General features: G+C 38.6%; 22 protein-coding genes, 1 other RNA gene and 1 other annotated feature. Of the genes, 11 read left to right on the top strand and 12 right to left on the bottom strand.

Annotated features, from left to right (window positions below; all coding sequences use genetic code 11):
• The first annotated feature begins 27 nt into the window (after window positions 1–27).
• On the top strand, window positions 28–570 hold the full coding sequence (locus G7062_RS01815; RefSeq protein ID WP_166064212.1) for a CYTH domain-containing protein: 543 nt from the start codon (window positions 28–30) through the stop codon (window positions 568–570).
• Here the strand turns inward: G7062_RS01815 and G7062_RS01810 are convergent.
• From G7062_RS01810 to dnaX, 3 genes are read right to left on the bottom strand one after another with little or no spacing between them, the layout of a single operon-like run.
• On the bottom strand, window positions 536–1402 hold the full coding sequence (locus G7062_RS01810; RefSeq protein WP_166064211.1) for a hypothetical protein: 867 nt from the start codon (window positions 1400–1402) through the stop codon (window positions 536–538). The two genes, G7062_RS01815 and G7062_RS01810, sit on opposite strands and share 35 nt — an antisense overlap.
• An 11-nt stretch (window positions 1403–1413) precedes the next feature.
• Entirely contained in the window at window positions 1414–2004 is a 591-nt protein-coding gene (gene recR, locus G7062_RS01805) for a recombination mediator RecR (RefSeq protein WP_166064210.1), read from the bottom strand.
• Window positions 2005–2013: 9 nt separating this feature from the next.
• On the bottom strand, window positions 2014–3801 hold the full coding sequence (gene dnaX / locus G7062_RS01800; protein WP_166064209.1) for a DNA polymerase III subunit gamma/tau: 1788 nt from the start codon (window positions 3799–3801) through the stop codon (window positions 2014–2016).
• 131 nt (window positions 3802–3932) lie between these two features.
• Here dnaX and G7062_RS01795 point away from each other — a divergent pair, with 131 nt between their 5' ends.
• Window positions 3933–4490: a sortase gene (locus tag G7062_RS01795; RefSeq protein WP_240915975.1), complete on the top strand. Its 558-nt coding sequence runs from the start codon at window positions 3933–3935 to the stop codon at window positions 4488–4490.
• Between the two features lie 25 nt (window positions 4491–4515).
• On the opposite strand, the gene G7062_RS01790 is transcribed toward G7062_RS01795, so the two are convergent.
• Both G7062_RS01790 and ffs read right to left on the bottom strand, forming a co-directional pair.
• Complete coding sequence (locus G7062_RS01790) at window positions 4516–5400, bottom strand: GNAT family N-acetyltransferase (RefSeq protein ID WP_166064207.1); 885 nt, start codon at window positions 5398–5400, stop codon at window positions 4516–4518.
• Window positions 5401–5419: 19 nt separating this feature from the next.
• An RNA gene (gene ffs / locus G7062_RS01785) (signal recognition particle sRNA small type) lies at window positions 5420–5517 on the bottom strand.
• A 71-nt stretch (window positions 5518–5588) separates the two neighbouring features.
• On the opposite strand from ffs, the gene G7062_RS01780 reads away from it, so the two are divergent.
• A complete protein-coding gene (locus G7062_RS01780; RefSeq protein WP_166064206.1) occupies window positions 5589–6374 on the top strand; it encodes a Cof-type HAD-IIB family hydrolase in 786 nt (261 codons plus the stop codon).
• A gap of 21 nt (window positions 6375–6395) precedes the next feature.
• Here the strand turns inward: G7062_RS01780 and serS are convergent, their stop codons facing one another.
• The 7 genes from serS to dnaA all read right to left on the bottom strand — a co-directional run bounded on the left by serS (window position 6396) and on the right by dnaA (window position 16715).
• Complete coding sequence (gene serS, locus G7062_RS01775; RefSeq protein ID WP_166064205.1) at window positions 6396–7682, bottom strand: serine--tRNA ligase; 1287 nt, start codon at window positions 7680–7682, stop codon at window positions 6396–6398.
• A 31-nt stretch (window positions 7683–7713) separates the two neighbouring features.
• Window positions 7714–7899 (bottom strand) — a binding site (T-box leader).
• 147 nt (window positions 7900–8046) lie between these two features.
• Entirely contained in the window at window positions 8047–10560 is a 2514-nt protein-coding gene (gene gyrA / locus G7062_RS01770) for a DNA gyrase subunit A (RefSeq protein ID WP_166064204.1), read from the bottom strand.
• Between the two features lie 9 nt (window positions 10561–10569).
• Complete coding sequence (gene gyrB, locus G7062_RS01765) at window positions 10570–12489, bottom strand: DNA topoisomerase (ATP-hydrolyzing) subunit B (RefSeq protein WP_166064203.1); 1920 nt, start codon at window positions 12487–12489, stop codon at window positions 10570–10572.
• Window positions 12489–13589 carry a DNA replication/repair protein RecF gene (gene recF, locus G7062_RS01760; protein ID WP_240915974.1) on the bottom strand — a complete coding sequence of 367 codons (1101 nt, stop codon included), beginning with the start codon at window positions 13587–13589 and terminating at the stop codon, window positions 12489–12491. Before recF ends, gyrB begins: the two co-directional genes overlap by 1 nt.
• Window positions 13561–13782 (bottom strand): RNA-binding S4 domain-containing protein, encoded by a 222-nt coding sequence (locus G7062_RS01755; RefSeq protein WP_166064202.1) that lies wholly within the window; start codon window positions 13780–13782, stop codon window positions 13561–13563. Before G7062_RS01755 ends, recF begins: the two co-directional genes overlap by 29 nt.
• 183 nt (window positions 13783–13965) lie before the next feature.
• Window positions 13966–15084, bottom strand: a complete 1119-nt coding sequence (gene dnaN, locus G7062_RS01750; RefSeq protein WP_166064201.1) for a DNA polymerase III subunit beta — start codon at window positions 15082–15084, stop codon at window positions 13966–13968.
• A 266-nt stretch (window positions 15085–15350) separates the two neighbouring features.
• On the bottom strand, window positions 15351–16715 hold the full coding sequence (dnaA, locus tag G7062_RS01745; RefSeq protein ID WP_166064200.1) for a chromosomal replication initiator protein DnaA: 1365 nt from the start codon (window positions 16713–16715) through the stop codon (window positions 15351–15353).
• 595 nt (window positions 16716–17310) lie between these two features.
• Here dnaA and rpmH point away from each other — a divergent pair.
• From rpmH to G7062_RS01705, 8 genes are all read left to right on the top strand, one after another.
• Window positions 17311–17445, top strand: a complete 135-nt coding sequence (gene rpmH / locus G7062_RS01740; RefSeq protein WP_003774176.1) for a 50S ribosomal protein L34 — start codon at window positions 17311–17313, stop codon at window positions 17443–17445.
• Between the two features lie 47 nt (window positions 17446–17492).
• On the top strand, window positions 17493–17819 hold the full coding sequence (gene rnpA, locus G7062_RS01735; RefSeq protein WP_166064198.1) for a ribonuclease P protein component: 327 nt from the start codon (window positions 17493–17495) through the stop codon (window positions 17817–17819).
• 25 nt (window positions 17820–17844) lie between these two features.
• Entirely contained in the window at window positions 17845–18687 is an 843-nt protein-coding gene (yidC, locus tag G7062_RS01730; protein ID WP_166064197.1) for a membrane protein insertase YidC, read from the top strand.
• 14 nt (window positions 18688–18701) lie between these two features.
• On the top strand, window positions 18702–19316 hold the full coding sequence (locus tag G7062_RS01725; protein ID WP_166064196.1) for a R3H domain-containing nucleic acid-binding protein: 615 nt from the start codon (window positions 18702–18704) through the stop codon (window positions 19314–19316).
• Window positions 19317–19355: 39 nt separating this feature from the next.
• Window positions 19356–19907 carry an aminoacyl-tRNA hydrolase gene (gene pth / locus G7062_RS01720; RefSeq protein ID WP_166064195.1) on the top strand — a complete coding sequence of 184 codons (552 nt, stop codon included), beginning with the start codon at window positions 19356–19358 and terminating at the stop codon, window positions 19905–19907.
• On the top strand, window positions 19907–23332 hold the full coding sequence (gene mfd / locus G7062_RS01715; protein ID WP_166064194.1) for a transcription-repair coupling factor: 3426 nt from the start codon (window positions 19907–19909) through the stop codon (window positions 23330–23332). The genes pth and mfd overlap by 1 nt, the downstream gene beginning before the upstream one ends.
• Window positions 23319–23588 carry an RNA-binding S4 domain-containing protein gene (locus G7062_RS01710; RefSeq protein WP_166064193.1) on the top strand — a complete coding sequence of 90 codons (270 nt, stop codon included), beginning with the start codon at window positions 23319–23321 and terminating at the stop codon, window positions 23586–23588. The genes mfd and G7062_RS01710 overlap by 14 nt, the downstream gene beginning before the upstream one ends.
• 247 nt (window positions 23589–23835) lie before the next feature.
• Window positions 23836–24165: a septum formation initiator family protein gene (locus G7062_RS01705; RefSeq protein ID WP_240915973.1), complete on the top strand. Its 330-nt coding sequence runs from the start codon at window positions 23836–23838 to the stop codon at window positions 24163–24165.
• The last annotated feature ends 172 nt before the right edge of the window (window positions 24166–24337 follow it).

Below are 24337 nucleotides of genomic sequence, written 5' to 3'. Positions count from 1 at the left end.
CTATCTCTCTTATTGTAACATAGTTATATGAAACAACATTTAGAAATTGAATACAAAAGCATGCTGACAAAAGCAGATTATGATTTACTCGCACGCTCATTACCTTTCGGTAATGCACACGTGCAATTAAATGAGTACTACGATACATCCGATCGCCAACTCTTTGCGCGTGAATCCATGTGCCGTATCCGAACTATCGGTAATCGTCACGAATTTACGATGAAAACTCCGCAACCTGATGGTGTTCTTGAACATGAATTAGAACTGAAAGCACAGAACCTAAACGATGAACGACTCGTTGAATATTTTGACGATTTGGGCATCAATGTTTATGAATTAGAAAGGGTTGCTTTCAGTCGTACCTTGCGCAAGACCTATGATGATGCATACGGAACATGGTGTCTTGACTCAACATCATTCAGCAATCACCAAGATTATGAAATTGAATATGAACTCTTCGAAGCGAATGAAAAAGCGCGCCCACACTACGTGAACACGCTTAATCAATTGGGTATTGAGTTCAAACCATCAGCACCTAAATATATAAGGGCTTTAAATTCATTAGATTGAGTCGTTGCGTAAAGTCATCGACTTGATTCTTAAGTACAACATAGAACTCCAGGTTAACCCCTTCGAGTTCTTTTTTTATCCATGTTGCCATACCAACAATCTCATAGAATTGATTCTTTAATGACGAGCATGGCAGGTACACTTTGGTAACACGTTCACTGTAATCATATGCCAGTGGCCCAACACGGGATGCATGCTTAATGCTAAATGTTAAGTTTTCTTGCAATTGGGTCCATTCAACCGAAACCTTCGACAGGGCATTACGAATGGTCTGTTCGCGAATGTCTTCATAAATTATGTCCATTTCAATACTTGCATTCATGGCAACAAACCACTGATCAATTCCCAAGTCATCTGCCTTCATGAGAAGATCCAAAGCAACATCTCTCCCCTCATCAAGAAGATAAATAAAGGATTCAAGACGTTGTGGTAAATCAAAATTTACTTCACTTAAGTATAAGGGTGACTTAAAAAAAACAACATGATCCAGCTCAATGGATTGAATTTGTTTGGGTAAGACATCATCTTTTGCGGCGGCTTTAATTGTTGCCTCAAAAGATTCATAATCTTTGAACCCATTGAGAGATTCATATTCGGTCCATGTTCGCTTTACGCTCATTGTTCGAATATCGCGCGCACGACCATATCCAATAATCCCTTTCTCTTTTGTACTCGGATGGATATAACGTTTGTCAATAAAGAAAAGTAACGAGCCCACGTCAAAGCGATCAAAATTCTTGGTGCTTAAGCGCCAGAAATTGATGCGACGGTTCCCGTTACTGCGGTGAAATTCAATCATTTTCTCATCAGATAGATAGGCAATTGAACTCATAGCGCTCTCCTTTATTTAATACGATTACGCCCTTCGAAGGCTTTCATTAGGGTCATGTCATCTGCATAATCAAGATGACCTCCAATTGGTAATCCAAATGCCAAACGTGATACTTCAGTTGTTTCTTCAAGTTTCTTTGCAAGATATAGCGATGTCATCTCGCCTTCAACTGTAGCATTCAAAGCAAGTATAACCTCTCTGGTTGAATCATCAATGCGACGAATCAAAGAATCAATATTCAAATGTTCAGGTAGGATTCCCTTTTGGGTAGAAATCAACCCTCCCAAAACATGATATAGTCCATGATATTCATTCATTTTTTCAATTGAGAATGCTTCCTTTGCACTTGCGACCACACAGATGATACTGCGATCACGACTGCTATCGGAACATATCGGACAAATGTCCGAGTCTGTTAAATTATGGCAGATTGTGCATTCTTTGATTGTATCGACCATTGTCACCAAGGATGAAGCAAATACATTAACATCTTCAATATTACGCTCCAACATACTTAGAGCATAGCGTTCTGCAGTCTTTTGTCCAACTCCAGGAAGGAGTTTGAATGATTCAATGAGATCCTGTAGGGATTTCGGATACATAGTATTCTCCTAATCTATTATAGTGACGGTATCTCCAAAGAGGTCTAAGACGCTCTCAAGTGATTCATCTTTAATTTCAGTAATTTCTTCAGATTGAGCCACAACCAATTCATGTTCAAGAACGGGTTGCGGTAGTGTTTGATCCTTATTTAAGCGAACAAACGCATCAATAGCTTCTTTAAATTGACGGTTTGATGTTGATAGCATGACTTTCGGTGTATCAAAGAGCACTTCAGAGAACTTATTTAACTCCATGCGATTGCGCTCTTCTGCTAATTCGCGAACTTCAATATCATTGCTCATGGCAACAACAACAAAGAACGAGCTGCTAAGAACAACTTTTCCACCATTGAGAAGGCGCGCTGGTCGTGCCCATTGTGGATTGTTACGATACATGCTAATTTTTTCGAATTTCTCTTCATCAACCATTCGAAGATCTTTATCTGCTGTAACCATGAGGCGCACAATCATATCATTATCAAGAATTGTTGGTGAAGCCATTGTTTCAGGAATAGTTTCAATGATATCTTCCCCGGCTTCATCTTCAATTTCAAAAGATTCAGGACCCTCCTCTTGAACATTCATCGTTTCAGGAATGACTGCTGTGGTTTCGGGCTTCGCTTCGTATACAGGTTTGACTTCAGTTTGAGGTTCTATCTTTTTGACCAAAGGTTGTACAGAAGTTACTGCTGGTGTTTCATGCACTGTATCAGGAGCTCCCCCTTGAGAATTAAAGATATCGATTAAAGCTACTTCAAAGTACACTTCTGGATTTTGTGAGAAACGCATTTTCTCAACATACTCCAAAAGGACATCGATTATTTTAATACGATCATTGGGACGATAGTTTACGTCTAAGAATGTAATGAATTCGATAACATTTTGATCTGCAAAACGCATATCCTTCGTATGTGTATACACGATACTGTCTTTCAGACCACTGACCAAATCCATTACAAGGCGTTCGTAATGAACACTTTGTGCACTAAAGGCGTGGATTATTTCGAGAAGCGCATTCATATCTTGGTTGATAAAGCTTTGAAAGAGTTTTATCTTGTCTTCAGCAGTAATAATGCCATTTGCTTCATAGATTTGTGCGAGTGTGATTTTTTCATCTGCGAGAACAATTGCTTGTTCAAGGATTGTAAGTGCATTTCTTAACCCACCACCAGAAAGCGATGCGATTAATTGTGTAACACCGGGTTCTGATTGTACTTTCTCGAGTTCAAGAATATGATTCAAACGCTTGGCAATTCCCTCATCAGGTATGCGGGTAAAATCAAAACGTTGGCAACGCGAGATGATTGTTGGTAACACTTTGTGTATTTCTGTTGTAGCGAGAATAAAGACAACATGACTTGGTGGTTCTTCCAAAGTCTTCAAAAGGGCATTAAATGCCCCTTGTGTTAACATATGTACCTCATCAATAACATAGACTTTATATTTCCCTAAAATTGGCGTGTATTTCACACGCTCAATAAGACTGCGAATTTCATCGACACCATTATTACTTGCGGCATCAATTTCGACAAGATCGGGATGATTATTTAATTGTACTGCTTTACAGTTATCACATACACCACAAATTGTTTTATCAGGGTCGGTACAGTTGACAGCACCCGCAAAGAGCTTAGCAATTGATGTTTTCCCTGTCCCTCGTGGACCACAAAGAAGATAAGCATGTGATATCTTATCTTTTTTTATTGAATTTACTAATACATCGACGATATGTTTCTGTCCGACGACTTCATCCATAGTTGCGGGTCGATATTTACGATATAACGATTGGTAAGCCATATTATCACCTATTATTCATTATAACATAGGGGCACTAGGTTGTAATTAGTTATTTAATCTCTTATAATTTATGTATGGAAAATATAAAGAAAAAAAGAAAATTAAATCTCCTCACAGTTGTGGGAGTTATCATGATTGTTGTTGGGTTGGGTATTGTTGCGTATGATGTTGGTACAAAATATTTTGACCGCCGCTCACAGCAACAGGAGTTGCAAGACTTCATGAATGCACCACTTTTAAATGACGATGGCGAATTGCCTACCGAAGGCGTTGATGTTAACGTTTGGGGTACGATTCAAATCGATAAACTGGGCGTAAATCATCTGATTGCTAAAACCAATGATTGGAATTATCTATCACGCTATGTTGTCGCCTGGGAAAGTTCACCAAACCCACCAGCGAAAGGAAACTTTGCAATCGCAGGTCACAATGGTAACTGTGCCAGCTGTGTATTCCGCGACTTTGATAAGTTAGAAATTGGCGATGAAGTAAAACTCAACGATAAAACTTCAACGTTTGTCTATGAAATTACAGATATCTTCACTGTTGACGCTACCGATGTATCAGTACTCAATGATACACCAGACGAAGCAACCATTACATTGGTTACATGTAAAGAGCAAATGACCAACGATCCAAACCGAGTTATTGTTAAAGGTCGACTCGTTAATACCATACCGAATACATAAAAGGGACTCAATTGAGTCCCTTTTTTTATATTAGTTTTTCCATCATGATATGATCGATGTCAGCATCAAGAAATATATCCCCATACTTTGCATACCCATTATGCTCATAGAATGGAACAGCACTCACTTGTGCGCCCAATTCCATGCGTTTGAAGCCATTATTGCGTGCTTGCGTCTCGGTATAGGCCATTAGTTTTGAACCAACTTTGAGATGACGGTGCGACTTTAGAACCGCAACACGACCAATCTTCATCGTATCGTTGTTTTTGAAGTATCGTGCAGTTCCAACGACATCGCCCTTATAAAATGCACCGATATGAACAACATTCTCGTTATCCAAGACGTCATACTCGTCAATTTCCAGACTGAGATCAACATTTTGTTCTTTTACAAACACTTCTTTTCTGACTTCAAGATATGCTGCAAATGTTTCTTCTGTAATGCGTTTAACCTTTACCGTTTCTTCACGACGGTCTTTAAAAAAATTCACCATAAGTTCTTTACTCTCTTCTTCCATTATCCCATTAACAATATATGGATAGTGATTGTATCCAACAATTTCTTTTATTTTTAAGATGCTTTCAATACTCCCACTGTTGGGCTCTTTTGCGCCATATACTATCGTACCAAGATGCGCTTGCATTACGGCTCCTGTACACATTTGGCATGGCTCAACCGTTACATAAAGTGTGCATTCTGATAAATTCCAAGTTTTTAAATGTGTTGAGGCTTCATCAATGGCAAGAATTTCTGCATGGGCACTGGCACGTTGCAAGCTCTCGCGCAAATTATGGGCTTTTGCGAGGATTTCGCCGTTTCTTACAATAACTGCTCCAACGGGTACTTCCCCTTTTGCATAAGCTATTTTCGCCTCTTCATAGGCAACTTGCATAAATTTTTGATGTTCCATGAATGTTACCTCACTTTTGAGTATAAAAAAAGCCACTACACACATAAGAGCTAAATTAAGGCTGCTGTATTCCTACCCTGACCTGGTTCATTAGAATATGTTGTAGTAGCATACTTATTATACCAAATCTGTCGTTTAATGCAACGTTTCACGTGAAACATTGTGCTATAATTTTAGTGGAGGTTCTTATGATAAAACTTATAGCTACAGACATGGATCACACCCTACTAGACAACGATTCAAAACTCCCTGATAACTTCGGATTGGTTCTAACGAAGCTCGAAGAAAAGGGAATTCAATTGGTGTTGGCATCAGGAAGGACATTATTCAGTATAAAAAATAAGGCACACGATTATGTCGACCGTCTCGCATTTATATCAGACAATGGGGCCATTGTTGAAAATAAGGGAACCGTCGATTATATTTCTGAAATTAGCGATGCAAACATACAATTTATTCTTGATGCATGCCGTTCTTGCACTGAGGCATCGATTATCGCATCAAGTATTGATCGTGCTTATGTCGAACTTCGCGAAGAATCCCATCGTGAACCCTTACACGAGTACTATCTCGACTATACAATCGTGGATGATATATCTAAAATTGACGATGTGATCGTTAAGATAACGATGATGAGTCAGCATAATACCGTTGATAACTACCATAATACGATTGAACCCCTGCTTTCTAATCAATTTAACGCCGTTATGGCGGGGAAAGTATGGATTGATGTGATGAACACAGGAATTGATAAAGGTATAGGATTGAAGCACTTGATTGACTCGCTGGGTATTCACGAGGACGAGGTCATGTCCTTTGGTGACTATCACAATGACATTGGCATGCTTACACTTGCTACGCACTCATTTGCTGTATCCAATGCACACGATGATGTAAAAGCAGTTGTATCAAAGGTTATTGGAAGCAACCAGGATAATTCGGTTATGAATCAAATTTTAGAGACTATCGAATAAAGAACTCCTTGCGGAGTTCTTTTACTTTGTTGGAACAATTTTATCTTTAAATCCCATGTATGGACGGAGTGCTTCTGGAATTAGAACCGAACCATCCGCTTGTAAGTTGTTTTCTAAGAATGCAATTAACATGCGTGGCGGTGCAACAACCGTATTATTCAGGGTATGTGCGAACACACGTCCTTCCTCTGTGTCTATTCTAATTTTTAAGCGTCGTGATTGTGCATCCGTAAGATTTGAACAACTTCCTACTTCGAAGTATTTCTTTTGGCGTGGACTCCAGGCTTCAACATCTACCGACTTATGCTTTAAATCAGCAAGATCTCCAGAACAACATTCAAGTACGCGTACAGGAATATCTAAAGAACGGAAGTAATCAACGGAATTCTTGTACAACTCTTCAAACATTGCTGCACTGTCCTCTGGTTTACATACAACAACCATTTCTTGTTTCTCAAATTGGTGAATGCGGTATACTCCACGCTCTTCAATGCCATGAGCCCCTACTTCCTTACGGAAACATGGTGAGTAGCTTGTGAGTTTGTGTGGTAACGATGCTTCCGGAGTAATTGTATCGATATATTTTCCAATCATGGAGTGTTCACTTGTACCTATAAGGTACAAATCTTCGCCTTCGATCTTATACATCATGTTTTCCATCTCTTCAAAGCTCATAACCCCTGTAACAACATGACTACGAATCATGAAGGGAGGTATAACATAGTCATAGCCACGATCAATCATAAAATCTCTAGCATACGTTGTTACCGCTGAGTGAAGTCTCGCAATATCTTTTTGTAGATAATAGAACCCTTGACCACTTACTTTACGTGCTGAGTCAAGATCAATACCACCAAACGACTCCATAATGTCGACATGATACGGAATTGCAAAGTTCTTTTCTTCATGTTCACCAACTGTATAGAGTTCTACATTTTCACTGTCATCTTTTCCTATTGGAACATCATCCGCGATAATATTTGGAATTTGCATTAAAAGTGCTTGAAGTTCATCATAAAGTGGCTCTTCGCGTTCTTCGATTTGCTTCAATTCTTCAGCAAATGCTTGAACTTGGGATTTAACTTCATTTGCTTCATCGATTTTCTTTTGCCCCATAAGCATACCGATTTGTTTGCTTAAACTGTTGCGTTGACCACGTAATTCATCAGCACGGGTCTTAATTCCACGGTATTCGATGTCTAACTCTATGATTTTATCGACCATAGGGAACTTCGCTTCTTGAAACTTCTTCGTTAGGTTCTCTTTAATAAGCTCCGGATTAGTACGGAATAAGTTAATATCTAGCATAATTTCCTCCTGAAAATAAAAAAACACCGCTTTAAGGGACGATTGAATCGTGGTGCCACCCTTTTTCTAATGTTTCACGTGAAACATTACTTAAACAGATAACGGTTGTTGCCGAATAATCTCTCCAGGGTTGAACTACAAGTCATTATGATGGTTTGCACCAAACACCATCTCTCTGCAATAAGTCTCTCGTATTAGTCCCTATCAATGAGTTTCTTAAATTATAGCCTTAAGGGTGTATGATGTCAAACACTCTTATGCTTTTTGATTTGAATCCCCAATCCCTCTCGGAAATATCCAGTTAAAGACCCTCATTCAAGCACAAAAGAAAAACAGCACGTTACTAACGCGCTGTTTACTAATATTAATCAATAAGTTCTTCGGCTACGACTTCAGCTGTTAATGAATCGTCTTCACTCACAGCCTCTGCATCCTCGTCAATTGTCTCTGTTGGTTTAATAACTGCAACAGAGGCAACAACATCGCCTTCACCAACATTGATGATACGTACTCCAATTGTTGATCGTCCGTAAACACCAATATTTTTGACTTCTGTTCGAATAACAGTTCCATCACTTGAAATAACAAGCAACTCTTCTTCACCATTTACAGCGCGAAGGGCAACAAGACTACCATTCTTATCAGTGACATTAACAGTTTTTACACCTTTAGCGCCACGTTTTGTTAGACGGTATTCTTCAAGTTCAGTACGTTTTCCATATCCTTTTTCAGTAATTGCTAAAATGTAGTTACCTTCACGGTCAGTGGCAACACCAACAACTTTTCCGCCGTCAACGTCAAATCCACGAACACCCGAGGCACTTCGTCCCATAACGCGGACTTCATCTTCTTTAAAGCGAACCGCTTTACCGTTATCACCACCGATGATAATTTCATTCTCCCCGTTTGTCATACGTACAGCAACAAGTTCATCATCTTCACGAAGTGTGATGGCAATCTTACCGTTTTGGCGAATAGATTCAAACTCACCCACTTCAACACGTTTAACAATCCCTTGTTTTGTAACAAAGAATGCATATTTCGACTCTTCATCATCTTTGTGAACTTTCACAAGTGTTTTGACAACTTCGCCATCATCCAAGTTTAGAAGGTTTACAACTGGTATCCCTTTTGCAGTACGACTTGCAGCTGGGACATTGAATCCACGTATACGGTAAACTTTACCTTTATTTGTAAACATCATTAAGTAATCATGGGTTGAAAGTGCCAGGAATTGATCTATGACATCTTCATCATATGTGCTCATTCCCTTAACGCCTTTACCACCACGATTTTGAACATTGAATGAATCAATGGTTGTACGTTTGATATAACCATTCATTGTCATAGAAACAACGATTTGTTCTACTGGGATTAAATCCTCATCAAGCATATCAATATCCGCTTCAATGATTTCAGAGCGTCTTGGATCACCAAATTTAGTTTTGATTTCAATTAAGTCTTCCTTCACGATGTTTAAAACACGGTCGTGGTTAGCAAGAATATCTTTCAAGTCTTCGATTGTGAGTAACAATTCTTTATATTCTGATTCAACACGATCACGTTGCAATCCAGTCAAACGACGGAATTGCATGTCGAGAATGGCTTTCGCTTGAATCTGTGAGAGATTAAAGCGCTCATTAAGCTTGGCACTTGCCTCAGCATCATCATTGGATGCACGAATAATATTGATAACTTCATCAATATTATCGAGGGCAATGATCATTCCCTCAAGAATATGAGCCCGTTCTTCAGCCTTTTTAAGGTCAAACTGTGTACGACGGGTAATAATTTCAATCTGGTGGTCGCGATAATGTTCAAGAATTTGCAATAAATTCAACAATTCCGGACGACCGTCCACTAACGCAAGCATATTCACCCCAAATGATGACTGCATTGCTGTTAAACGATAGAGTTGATTAAGAACAACTTCGGGTTGCACCTCGCGGCGTAACTCAATAACGATCTTAATTCCTTCACGGTTTGATTCATCGCGAAGGTCGGTGATTCCATCAATAAACTTCTCGCGAACAAGTGAGGCAATTTTCTCAACCATGTTCGCTTTGTTAACTTGGTATGGAATTTCAGTAATGGTTAGAACTGGCTTACCATTCGGTAATTCTGTCACTGCAACTTTTGATCGCATTACAACAGAACCACGTCCTGTTTCAAATGCTTGCTTGATACCAGAGCGCCCTAAGAGGTATGCTCCTGTTGGAAAGTCAGGACCAAAAATATAATTTTCCATCAATTCACGAATCGTAATCTCAGGGTTTTCAATCAACGCAATTGTTGCATCGATGACTTCACCAAGGTTATGAGGTGGAATATTAGTAGCCATCCCAACCGCAATACCCGTTCCCCCATTTACAAGTACATTGGGGAATCGTGAAGGCAATACAGTTGGTTCATGTTCTTCACCATCATAGTTTGGTTGGAAATCAACTGTATTTTTATTAATATCACGAAGCATTTCCATCGAAATTTTTGACATACGTGCTTCAGTATAACGCATCGCAGCTGCACCATCACCGTCAATGGAACCAAAGTTACCATGACCGTCGATGAGCATGTATCGATACGAGAAATCTTGTGACATACGAACCATTGAGTCATAAACAGCAGTATCACCATGGGGGTGATACTTACCAATTACGTCCCCAACAATACGTGCAGACTTTTTATAAGGTTTATCGCTGTGCATTCCTAAGTCATTCATCGCGTATAAAATACGACGGTGAACAGGTTTTAATCCATCACGAACATCGGGTAGCGCACGTGAGACAATAACAGACATAGCATACGAAACAAACGATTTCTTCATCTCTTCGGAAATACTACGTTGTTTTACACGATCAAATTGTTTTTCTTCTTCCATGCGTTCCTCCTAGATATCCAAATCAGCGTATTGGGCATTTTCTTGAATGAATTCACGACGTGGTGCAACTTCATCACCCATCAATGTTTCGAAAATCATATCCGCTTCCATTGCATCTTCAATTTCAACTTGTATTAATGTACGTTGTTCTGGATCCATGGTTGTATCCCAAAGTTGTTCAGGGTTCATTTCACCAAGACCTTTATAACGTTGTACGTTGAATTTATCACCGAAATCCGGTTTCAATTCTTCCAATTCTTCATCACTATAGGCATAAGCCATCTTGTTTCCACGTGAAATCTTATAAAGTGGTGGTTGGGCAATATAAATAAATCCACCTTCAATAACAGGACGTAAGAAACGATAGAAGAATGTTAAGAGTAGTGTTCGAATGTGAGCACCATCGACGTCAGCATCAGTCATGATAATGATTTTATGATAGCGAAGTTTTTCGAGATTCATCTCTTCACCAACACCGGTACCAAACGCAGTAATCATCATACGAATTTCATTGTTGTCAAAAATACGATGAAGTCGTGCTTTTTCGACGTTAATAACTTTACCTCGAAGTGGAAGGATTGCTTGGAATTTACTATTTCTTCCTTGCTTTGCACTACCACCCGCGGAATCACCCTCGACAAGGTAGATTTCACTTTGTGCAGGGTCACGGTTGGAGCAGTCAGCCAATTTACCAGGTAAGGACGAGACTTCAAGTGCTCCCTTACGTCGGGTCAACTCACGTGCCTTTCGTGCAGCTACGCGTGCTTTTGAGGCTATCATAGCCTTTTCTACGATAATCTTCGCATCTTCAGGATGTTCCATTAAGAAACGTTCCAATTGTGATCCGAAAATATTCGAAACGATTCGACGCACTTCACTGTTTCCAAGTTTTGTCTTGGTTTGTCCCTCATATTGAGGATCAGGATGTTTTACAGAAATAATGGCCGTTAATCCTTCACGAACATCATCACCTACGAATGCATCTTCATCTTTTTTTAAGAAACCTTTTTCTTTAGCATAACCATTAATGACTCGTGTAAGGGCAAGACGGAATCCATCTTCATGAGTTCCCCCCTCTTGAGTGTTGATATTATTGGTGAAAGAATAAATATTTGGAACGAAGCCGTCATTGTATTGCATGGCAACTTCAACAAGTATTTGATCTTCCTCACCTTCAACAGAAACAATCTCTTCATGAATCACTTGTTTATTGCGGTTCATATAAGCAACATACTCACGAATACCATCTTCATAGAAGAAGATTTGTTCACGCGTTTCCTCTGGCTCACGCTCATCAATAAAGGTAATTCGAATGCCTTTATTCAAGAACGCCATTTGGCGAAGACGATCGCGTAAAATATCATGGGTGTATTCCGTTGTTTCTTTGAAAATCTCTGGATCGGCTTTAAAGCGAACTGTTGTTCCTTGTTTATCCGTAGGTCCAACTTCTCTAAGTGCAACAGCAACATTACCACCATTTTCAAAACGAAGGTAATATTCTTTGCCGTCTTTGTATATATTTACTTCTAAGAACGTCGATAAAGCATTAACAACAGAAGCTCCAACACCGTGAAGTCCTCCGGATACTTTATACGCTCCCCCACCAAATTTACCACCAGCATGAAGCACTGTATAAATTGTTTCAGCAGTTGAGACACCTGTTTTCTCATGAACTTCGACAGGAATACCCCGTCCGTTATCAGAAACAGAAATAATATTGTCTTTATCAACCTTAACTTCGATAGCAGTTGCATAACCAGCGAGTGCTTCATCAATTCCGTTGTCAACAATTTCCCATACTAAATGGTGAAGACCACGGGCTGAAGTACTCCCAATATACATACCAGGACGTTTACGAACCGCTTCCAGGCCTTCCAAGACCTGAATATCATCAGAAGTATATGAATGTTCTACTTTGTTCATTGGCATTAATTACCCTCCTTATGGACATGACCACCACGGACGTCGAATACATTAAGTTCCCTTTCGGTCATAATGAATCGTAAATCTGTAGTAGTTATAAACACTTGCATTGCAGCTGGCAATATTTCAATTACCAGTTTACGACGTGTCTCATCAAGCTCAGAAAATAAATCATCCAAACATAATATTGGATAATATCCTTGACTCTCGAAAATCAAATCGACTAAGGCCAATTTGTAAGCAATCATCAACATTCGCTTCTGTCCTTGAGAGGACACATTCACAACAGGGATACCCTCAACCTTAAAAACAAAATCATCACGGTGAATACCAACTTGTGTCATCCGTAACTCTTGATCACGTCGCAAGGACTCTTTCATCTTCGTGTGTAAGGAAGTTTTAATATCTTCATCCTCCGGCGACACAGAGCATCTATAGTCCAACGTAACATGTACGTCTTGTTGGGTAATCATCTGATAATAATGGTTGATGCGTGGTTCAATACGCTTTCTAAAGGCATTACGTTGTTTTATGATGGGTATTTGCACACTCACCAATTCATCAGTAATAACTTCCAGGTAATCCGTATCAAGTGCTTTTGACTTTAAATATGCGTTACGCTCCGAGAGAACGCGAGTATAACGCGATAAAATTGCAAGATAGTCTTTGGAAATCTTCCCCAACTCAAAATCAACGTCACGACGTCGTTTCCGTGGAGCATCAGTGAAAAAATTCAAATCATCAGGATTGAATAGAACAACATTACAATAACCAATAAAGTCACTAAGTTTTTTTATGACATTCTGATTCACCTGCAGGAATTTCCCCTGTTCACTAATCACAACACCTAAGCGATGCTTCGAATCTAATATAGCATCAATCTTTGCAAACTGCTTTTTATCTTGGATTAGATAGCGATCGTCATTAACGCGAAAAGAGCGTCCTGACGATAAAAAAACAAGCGATTCGATAATGTTTGTCTTTCCCTGACCATTATCCCCAATGAATACAGTGAGGTTATGCGGAAAATCAAGACCCATCTGACTAACATTTCGAAACTGTTGTAAGGTTAACTGATTAACTCTCATCATCGCTGGCAATTTCATGAGGTTCCCCATTAATCACAACTTGATCTCCAGGGTACAATTTACGACCGCGGCGATTTTCTTCGTCACCGTTGACTTGAATTGAAAATGTATGAATTAAATGCTTGGCTTCTCCGCCAGATTGCACATAATCTTTAATCTTAAGAAATTGTCCCAGAGTGATATAAGGCACTTCTTTTTTCATATTATCCATCCTTTTTGATACCCTTCTATTTTAACATAAATTCGAATAAATTTCACGCTTTTCAACATAGCATTATAACGCATTGCGATTGGATTAAAATAAAGTTTGTTCCTGTGGATAAATGGTAAAAATATACAGGTAGAAAAACATAAAAAAAGATGTCATCCTGTAGGACAACATCCACGTTATATACTAATCAAATGTACGAACTGGCAAGGCTAATTGAATGATAGAATTATCTTCTGGATTCAAGAGCACAAATGCTTGCATCTCGCCAACAAATTTAATTTTAACAACATCTGTTTTAAATGACTTCAACGCTTCAATCATATAACGACCGCTGAATGAAATACGTAAATTGCCGCCAATATATTCAATCGGTTTCAAGACTTCCTCAGAAGATCCAATTTCTTGAGATTTCGAGCTAATAACAACCCCTTCAGGGCCTGCTTCAAGTTTGACAGTCCAATAGCCTTCACTCTTCAAGAAAGAAGAACGGTCAATTGCATTGATCATTTCTTGCTTGTTTACGAGTAATTCAAAACCATATTCTGCAGGTATCAAACGGCTAACATCTGGGAATAGACCGTCAATTAAGCGTGATTGAATCAATGTTGAATCCACGTAGAATTGAACCAGCTTGTCTGAAACAGCAATAATAACATCTGTGTTCTCACTGATTGATTTTTGCACTTCATAAAGATTTGATGCAGGAACAGAAATGTTAAAGTCAATTGCTTCAGGCAACTCAATTGTTTTCTTTGCCAAACGATAGCTATCCGTTGCAATACTGTTTAAAATTTTCCCGTCTGTCTTAAAGTTAACGCCTGTAAAGATAGGACGGTCTTCGCTTGTAGAACATACGAAAGCAGTTTGCGAAATAATTTCAGATAAAACAAAACCCGGTAATTTGAAAACTTTCTCGGGTTTCGAGAAATCAATGGTTGGATACAAATCTGCTTTGCTTCCGTTGATATTGTACTCTGCTTTATTACCACTGATGCGCGTTAAAGCACCATCAATGATTTCGATGTTTATAATATCCGCATCAAGTTTACGAACTGCTTCAAGAATATAGCGCGCTTCTAAAACAACTTCACCTTCTTCATAGACAGTGAGTTTATTATCATCATTCGCAACCAATATTTCACGGATTGAAATATTGGAATCACTTGCAACTAAAGTTAAGGCATCATTTCTTAAGTCAAATTTAATTCCCGAGAGAATTGGTAAAGGAGAATGAGTTGATGCTGCTCTACCAACAGAAGATAATGATTTATACAACGATTGTTTTTTGATATTGAACTTCATAAATGCCTCCGCTTTTTTAATTATTAATATTGGTCTTATTATACCATAATTCAGTGAACAAGAACATCAATTCTTGAAATAATAATAACGCAACGCGCGTTATATTATAGTAAATTCTTTAATTACTATTACTAAGGGGTGTGGGAAAGTGGACAAAACACATTATAAGCCTTAGGTAAGGACTATTAGTGACCTAAAAGGATGGGGTACAATTGTGGATAACTGTGGACAAAATCCACAAAAAAAAGCAGAACAGAAATTCCACTTTATTTGAATTTTCCTTCAATTTCAAAGATTGCTTTACCCAATAACTGATCAACTTTTAATTTCTTTTCTATTTTATCACATGCACTGATAATCGTAGAGTGATCACGTTTTCCAAAATCTTCACCAATTTTGTTGTAGGGAAGATCCAGATGTTTCCGTGACAAATAGATAGCAATATGGCGAGCATTTGAAATTGCTTTTGTTCGTGCCTTGGATACCAGTTGCGCTTGTGTGAGACCATAGTAGTCGGCGACAATGCGCTTGATTGTTTTTGTATCAAGCTCTGTTGATTGAATTTTCTCACCGCTACTCTTGAAAGCAGCCATGGCAATATCGATATCAATGTGTTCATTATCAGAGAACTGAATGGAATAGAATAGAAGACGATTGAGTGCACCTTCTAGCATCCGGACATCTTTGGAATAATTTGCGGCAACATAGCTCAATACATCTTCATCAAAGACATCAGGATCGACACTACGATTTGCAATTTTCATTTTTAATATGGCGAGCGAAGTTTCGAACTCAGGTGTGTCGACACCGACGGAGAGACCCGATGAGAAACGGCTAATTAAGCGGTCCTCAAGCCCCTTAATCTCTGTGGGGAGTCGATCACTTGTGATAACAATTTGTTTTCGATTGTAGATGAGTTCATTGAAAATATGGAAGAAAATCTCATGGGATTTCTCTTTACCTGCTAAAAATTGAATATCATCAATTAACAGCACATCAAGGGCATACATTTGATCTTTAAACTCTTCGATTTCACGATTTTGAATGGATGACGCAACCAAGCGTACAAAATCAGAACTTGATGTATAGAAAACTTTAGCATTTGGGTTGTTTGCTTTTATATAATTACCAATTGCGTTGAGCAAGTGTGTTTTTCCCAATCCGGAATTACCATAGATAAACAAAGGTGTATAGAATTGCCCGGGGCGGTATGCACAGCCTAGCGCAGCAGAATGGCTCTCTTTATTACTGGGTCCAACAACAAAGTTATCAAACGTTTGATTTGCAACAACGCCATCTGTACGAACAACTTGACGCTGTTCAGGAATAATAGGAATATTTACAGGATTTTTCTTACCAAATTCTCCCTCTTCCATCACTTCGCAGACCATATTATCTTTGTCTAATACATTATTGATGGCTTTGTTTAGGTAATCAATTTGATCCTGGAGGATTACTTTTTGCAAATATGTGGATACAACGACGGTGGCGCTGGCTTCATTTAAAGCCCCAAGACGCGTATCAGATTCAATATATGTCTTGAAAATCATATCGTCGAGCGGACTATTTTGTTGAATAAACAATTTGACTTTGCCCCAAACATCTTCTAAATAAAACTTCATTGTTGTCATAACAGCGCTCCCTTACTAGAACTATAATAACAAATAAAAAGGGCTTTTTTTATGAAAAAAACTTACAAACAAGTTTCCCACATTTGGAAATCGAATAAGCCGCCTATTCAGTGGACAAACAAGAGTTTTCCACATTTGTCCACAAAATTCAGTGTGTGGAAAGAATGGGGAAAGTAGAAAAAGTAATCCACAACTGTTGATAACTTTAGCAATTGAATGATTAATTCGAATTGACAACATATTTCAAACACAATAATATGCAGTTTATAAGGGGTTCAAAGTAGTTTCCCGCACTATCCACATTATGTGGATAAACATTGTTGAAAACATGGGGTAAATCGTGTGGATTACGAGTTTAGAGATATAATTCGACGATTTCTCAACACAATTTCTCAACAGATATTGGGATGCTTTCCCCCATACTGTTATAAAAGGAAAAAAACTGTAACGATTGTTGATAACTTTGTGTTAGATTTCTTAAACTTGAAAAAAAAATGCCTATTTGCCTGCATGCGTTGACATTTGAGAACAGATTATATATAATTTCTAAGCATTTGCTCTTAATCGTACAAAGAAGAACTGGAGGTGGTTTTCAATGAAGAGAACTTATCAACCGAGCAAGCGGAAACACCAAAAGGTCCATGGCTTTAGAGCCCGAATGAAAACAGTTGGCGGACGCCGAGTACTTTCACGTCGTAGATCAAAAGGAAGAAAAGTGTTATCTGCATAATCAGTCACCCATGCGGGTGACTTTTTTGTAAAAATACAAAGAAACATATGAAAAAAGAGAAACGGATAAAAAAAGCTGCTGAGTTCCAAAGCATCATGCAACGCAAACGATTTAAAAATTCGGGATCGTTTTGTGTATACATTAAGGAACGGGCTGAAGAAAATGCGCGTTTTGGGATTGCTGTTCCCAAACGTCTTGGTAATGCAGTTTTTAGAAATAAAGCAAAGCGACAAATTCGCGAGATGCTCCATGAAATTACGGAGATTCCAAGTGATTATGACTATATTGTTCTGGTACGAAAGAACTATTTGGAGTCAAGTTACGAGGAAAACCGAAAAGACTTGGAAAACCTACTGAAAACGGTTAAAATATAAAAGGTACGTAAGTTAGGAGATTTACATGAAAAAACATAAAAAAATATTACTCCTGGGTCTATTGCTGATTCTGTTAACAGGATGTACAAGCTACATTGACCCTGCTACAAAACAAGTTTATCCAGAATCAATCATCCACCTTGGTGATGCATGGACATGGGGTGTTGACTCTTGGTTTGGCGCAATCTTTGTTTGGCCAATGGCACAAATATTGAACTTCTTTGCACAATACACTGGCGCATTCTTATCAATCGTTATTGTTACTGTCTTAATTCGTTTGGTTACTCTTCGTAGTTCAATCAAATCAACAGTACAACAACAAAAAATGCAATTGCTCGGACCTGATCAAGCACGTATTGAGGAAAAATACCGCAATCGTACTGATCAACAGTCAAAAATGGCAAAAGCTACTGAGATGCAAAAACTCTTTGAAAAACACGATATCAAACCAATGGCAGCATTGGGTGGACAATTCTTACAATTACCAATCATGATTGCAATGTATCAAGCCGTAACACGTGCTGATCTTATCATTAGTGGTAAAATCTTAGGAGAAAGCCTTGAAAGAACACCGGTACAAGGATTCCAAGAAGGAAACGTAGTCTACATTGTTATCTTTGCATTAATGGTTATATTCCAAGCGTTATCAATGTTCTTACCACAATACTTAACAAAACGTAAGATGAAGAAACGTCCAGGTGATAAACCAGCAGCAAACCCTGGTCAATCAATGATGTATATGTCATTGGCAATGATCACATTCTTTGCCCTACAATGGAACATTGGTATGAGTTTATACTGGATGATTTCAGCGTTAGCACAATTATTACAAACGTTATACATTAACAACAAATACGCAAATAACTAAAAAGGGAGGCAATCATGAAGCAATATACAGCCAAAAATTTGGATGATTTACTCAAACAAGTTGCAAACGAGAAAAATGTAAACCCAGATGAATTAGTTTACTATGTCATTGAAGAAAAATCAGGTTTCTTAGGTATTGGTGCTAGTGTAACTGCTGAAGTGTATGCTCTCAGTGATGTATCGGATTTTGTGAAGGCTTACCTGCAAACATTCTTTGATGGAATGGGGCAAGCTGTAGAGATCAGTGTTGAACAAAGTAAAAGCAACATTCGTATTGCTATCAATGCCGAGAACAATGCAATTCTCATCGGTCGTGGTGGAAAATCATTGGAAGGCTTAAACCTTTTGGTGAAGAATGCTGTGAACGCACAGTTCAAGCGTCGCTTCTTTGTTAGTTTAGACATCAACAACTATAAGAACGAACGTTATCAAAAACTTAAAGCAATGGCTAAGCGAATTGCAAAACAAGTTCAACGTACGAAAGTTGATGCAACATTGGATCCAATGCCAAATGATGAACGTCGTACAATTCATAAAGAATTAACGGAATTCCCTAACATTCGCACAGTAAGCGAAGGTTCAGGACGCAATCGTCATCTCAAGATCGTCTATGATCCAAATAAAGAGTAAGGGAACCCCCTTATTCTTTTTATTTAAAAGGTGGTATGTATGAAAATTATCGTCGGGTTAGGAAACCCAGGAAAACAATATGAAAAAACGCGCCACAATGCAGGATTTATTACCATTGATAAAGTGGCGAAAGCTTTGGGAGTGAGTGTCACAACGAAGAAGTTTAAAGCACTCATCGCAGAAACATTTGTGCGAGGTGAAAAGGTTATACTTGTTAAACCACAAACTTATATGAATCTATCGGGCGAGTCTGTTCGCGAGATTGTTGATTACTATGATGCGTATCCTGAGGATATAATTGTTATATCAGATGACAAAGATCTTGATGTAGGCATCTTGCGCATTCGCACCAAAGGCAGCTCGGGTGGACAGAATGGTATCAAGAGTATTATCAATCATCTTGGAACTCAGGAGTTTACCCGTATTAAAGTGGGGATTGGTAAAAACCCTCTTATTAACACCGCAGATTATGTTATGGGAAAAATTGATGAAGAAACAGCCATTGATCGCGCAGCACAGGCAATTTTAGATATCATCGAAGGTAAAGAAGTGCTGGAACTTATGAATATCTATAATGTGAAGGAACAGTAATGGATTGGTTAAAAACGTATTTAAAAAATAATGAAATTGTACATCAGTACACCCAGGGCAAAAACAACTTTGCCCATTTAAGCGTGCTCCAGGAGTCGCTTTTAGCAATTGGTGCGACATTGAACCAATCAAAACCGCTCTTCATTGTTAAAGAGAATGAACAACAAGCAGCCGATCTTTATGCGGAGATTAAGCGATTGAATCCTGACTCTCGAGTTGTCTACTATAACCATGAAGAGTCCTTGCGCGTTGAAGTCATTGTACAATCAGAAATCATGCGTGCGAATCGGATTGATGCCCTCCATAAAATCATCACTGGTGATTATGACATTTGTATCACTCATGCGATTGCTTCAGTGCGAAAGCTTTCCCATCCACAAACACTGCAAGAGGAAATTATTACGCTTACTGTTGGACAAGAAATTGCTCCGGAAGTCCTTGCAAAGAAATTGCACAAAATGGGCTACACACGCGTCAAATATGTTGAACAACCGTTTACCTATGCCTTACGTGGGGGTGTTTGTGATGTGTTCTCAATTCAAATGAATCAACCCTTGCGGATCGAATTCTTTGATGTTGAAATAGAAAGCATGCGTAGTTTTGATATTGACTCACAACGCTCAGATGCCGTTCACGAGACAGCAACACTCGTCTTTGCAAATGATGTTATCTTAAATGAAACTGAAATCAGCGAGATTGTTGCTGCAATTGACTCGCGTCTTGCTCCAATTAAAGATGAGGAACTCCGAAATAATGTTGAACTAAAGCGTGAAACATTATTAATGGGAGAGTATGATGCGACCCTATATCCTTTCTTAGGGTTATGGGAAGGCTATGCAACCATTTACGACTACGTCAAAGATGCGCAAAGAGTACTGAGCCCTGTTGAAAGTATTGAACGTATTCTGAGCCAAAACACCTTAGATGTGCATGAATTTGTACAAGAACAATATGAGATGAGTGAGATGTTGGCGATTCATGATCTTTATGCTGATTTTAATCCAATCTTAAAAAAATCGAAACTCATGCTGGTTCATGAATATCAAATTGAAAATGAAGTACACATTCCGTGGCACGCTGCAAACATCGTCTCTGACTCCATTCAGGAAACGCTAAAGTGGATTCGTAAAGAAGCCATAACGCAAAAAGTCATTATTGCTTTGGATGAGAATACCATGGAAGACTTTATTCGCGAATTGTTGGTGGCCGGCATTGATTATGCAATTTTGACCGACTACCCTAAGAAAAATGGTATCTACATAGATTACTCGGAAATAAGCAGTGGCTTCTTTTTAGAAGACGATCAGATTATTGTGTATACAGAAAAAGAGTTGTATCACTATAAAAAGCGTATGTATCGCTATGACAATAAATTCTTACAGGCCGAATCGCTCAGCCAATTGCAAGATCTAGACACATCAGATTATGTCGTTCACCGCCAATATGGTATTGGAAAATATATGGGCATTACAACAAAAGAAATCGAAGGCGTTCAAAAAGATTTCATGCGCATTATGTATCGTGATGGTGATGAACTCTTCGTTCCGTTAGAACAGTTTTCGCTGGTACGTAAATATATGTCTTCCGAAGCAACCGCCGTACGCCTGAGCAAACTTGGGAGTGCGACTTGGCAAAAAAATAAAGACCGCATCAAACAAGATGTGGCCGATGTGGCGGATAAACTTGTTAACTTGTATTCGTCACGAATGGACAGTGTTGGTTATGCATTTAGTCCTGACAATGCGTATCAATTAGAGTTTGAAGAAGAATTTGAATACGAACTGACACCCGATCAGAAAATTGCGATTGCAGAGATCAAAAAGGATATGGAAAGACCTGTTCCTATGGACCGCTTGCTTATTGGGGATGTTGGTTTTGGGAAAACAGAAGTTGCCATTCGTGCAGCATTCAAAGCATTCGTTGATAACAAACAAGTCGTCTTCTTATGTCCGACAACAATTTTAAGTGCGCAACATACGCGTACATTTAAAGAACGGTTTGCAAACTTTCCAATTGTTGTTGAAGTCTTAAATCGTTTTGTCTCAGATAAGGAACAAAGGGATATTATCAAACGCACTCGTGAAGGCAAGGTCGATGTACTTATTGGAACACACCGTGTCCTATCCAAAGATATCAAGTTTAAGGATTTGGGTCTATTAATAATCGATGAAGAACAACGCTTTGGTGTTGAACACAAAGAACGTATTAAGGAGTTTAAGGTCTCTGTGGACGTATTGTCACTCAGTGCGACTCCAATTCCAAGAACATTGCAAATGTCGCTAATTGGGCTTCGTTCGCTCTCTCAACTCAACACACCACCTTCCAACCGCCTTCCCGTAATGACGTATGTCATTGAAAAGAATGAAAAGACCCTTCAAGATATTATTTCGAAAGAAATTAACCGTGGTGGTCAGGCATTTTACCTCTTTAACAACGTCGAACACATTTATAATGTAGCCAATCATTTGGCCATGAATATCGAAAGTGCTAAAGTCGCTGTTATCCACGGTCAGATGGACCGTAACGATATTGAAGATGTTATGTTACAATTTATACGTAAAGATGTAAACGTGCTCGTGTGTACAACAATCATCGAAACAGGAATCGACATTCCAAACGCCAATACAATGATTGTGGACAATGCCCACAAGTTTGGATTGTCACAGCTCTACCAAATTAAGGGTCGTGTAGGACGATCAGATCGTCTTGCGTATGCTTATTTTGTCGTTCCAGACAAGCGTAATATTACTGAAATTGCACAAAAGCGACTGCAAGCAATCAAGGAATTCACACAACTTGGAAGTGGCTATAAGATTGCCATGCGTGACCTCACAATTCGGGGTGCTGGAGAACTTCTCGGTGGGAACCAATCAGGGTTTATTGATACCGTAGGAATCGACTTGTATGTACAGTTACTCAAAGAAGCCATTGCACAACGCCAAGGAAAACCAATAACTACTCCTGAAACAGAGGAGCGCCTAAATCTTAAAATTGATGGATATCTCCCTTCTGACTTTACAAGTGATGATGGTGAGAAATTGGAACTGTACCAAGAAATCAATGACATTGAAACCATGGAACAATTAAGCGCATTCTATGAAAATATACGCGACCGCTATGGAAAACTTCCCAGCTCAGTCACCATGTTATTGGAGAAAACACGTTTGGAGATATTCCTTAAAGATGATCGTATTAAGTCATTTAAAGAACGCGTTAACAAAGTTGAACTCATCTTTACTGAAGCATACAGTTCACAGGTTGACGGTGTTCATCTCTTTGAATTGATATCAGACCGTTCCAGTGAAATTAAAATTAAATATATGAATCAAACGATTATTATCACATTGCCAATGTATAAAGATTGGGCAGAAGATATAATCTATATTTTAGAAAACCTAAAGGAGAACCACAATGAGACTCGATAAATATCTTAAAGTGTCCCGTATTATCAAACGACGTACTGTCGCGAAAGAACTTGCTGATGATGAGCGTGTCTTTATCAATGGCAAGAAAGCGAAGCCAGCTTCAGAAGTTCTCGTTGGTGATGAGGTCGAAATTCGTTTCGAACACCGTCATATCACAATCGAAGTGACATTTTTAAGCGACAAAATCATGCGAAATAACCCACCAATGTATGATTTAGTTTCTGACAAAAAAGTAGAACGTCCTCCGCTTTCTTAACATTACTCACACAAAACTTTGTGACAAAACACTGGTATATCACAAGTTTAAATGACTGAAAAACAATGAAACACTTAAAATAGCCACTGTTGTCGCATTATTTCAATTCTGTATGACTTAAATGATACAAGAAAAGTTAAAATATGTGAGTGTCTTAAGGCCCGTGAATGTTGGGTGACAACTCTTGCATTGAACTAAATTGTCAGTATAATTATAAGAGTAAATATGTAAAGGAAGATGAGACACAATGGCTCAAACGATGAAGAAAAAAACAAGAAAGTTATCACCTGTTGCAAAAATTGCGACAACTATTTTTGGTGTTGCTGTTCTTGCATTCTCAGGAATTATGATTACCAATTCTGTAAAGGAATTATTATCGACAGCACAATTGAATCGCGAACTTAACACTGCACAGGAACAACTTGATACAATCAAGAGCGAGCAAGCTTCACTCAATAATGAAAAAGCACGCTTACAAGATCCCGCTTACGTACAAAACTATGCGCGTGGTACTCAATTAGTGTCAAAATCAGGAGAACAAGTATTTATCCTACCAAAGTCTGATAAATCAGAATAACGATAAAGTATAGAGGTGTCATACCATTACGATCGCAGCGATCTTATGGTATGGCATTTTTTATTTTGCAGTTTCGTGAATTTTATGAACCGAATATATGGTTTGTTACGAAAATGAACACTCTCATGACATAATGACACAATAATTGATAGGTAGCCGATATAATTCTTGA

Source organism: Erysipelothrix sp. HDW6C, assembly GCF_011299615.1.
Lineage (GTDB): Bacteria > Bacillota_I > Bacilli_A > Erysipelotrichales > Erysipelotrichaceae > Erysipelothrix.
The sequence above is the reverse complement of the archived record's forward strand: the minus strand, read 5'-3'. Positions and strand labels throughout refer to the sequence as shown.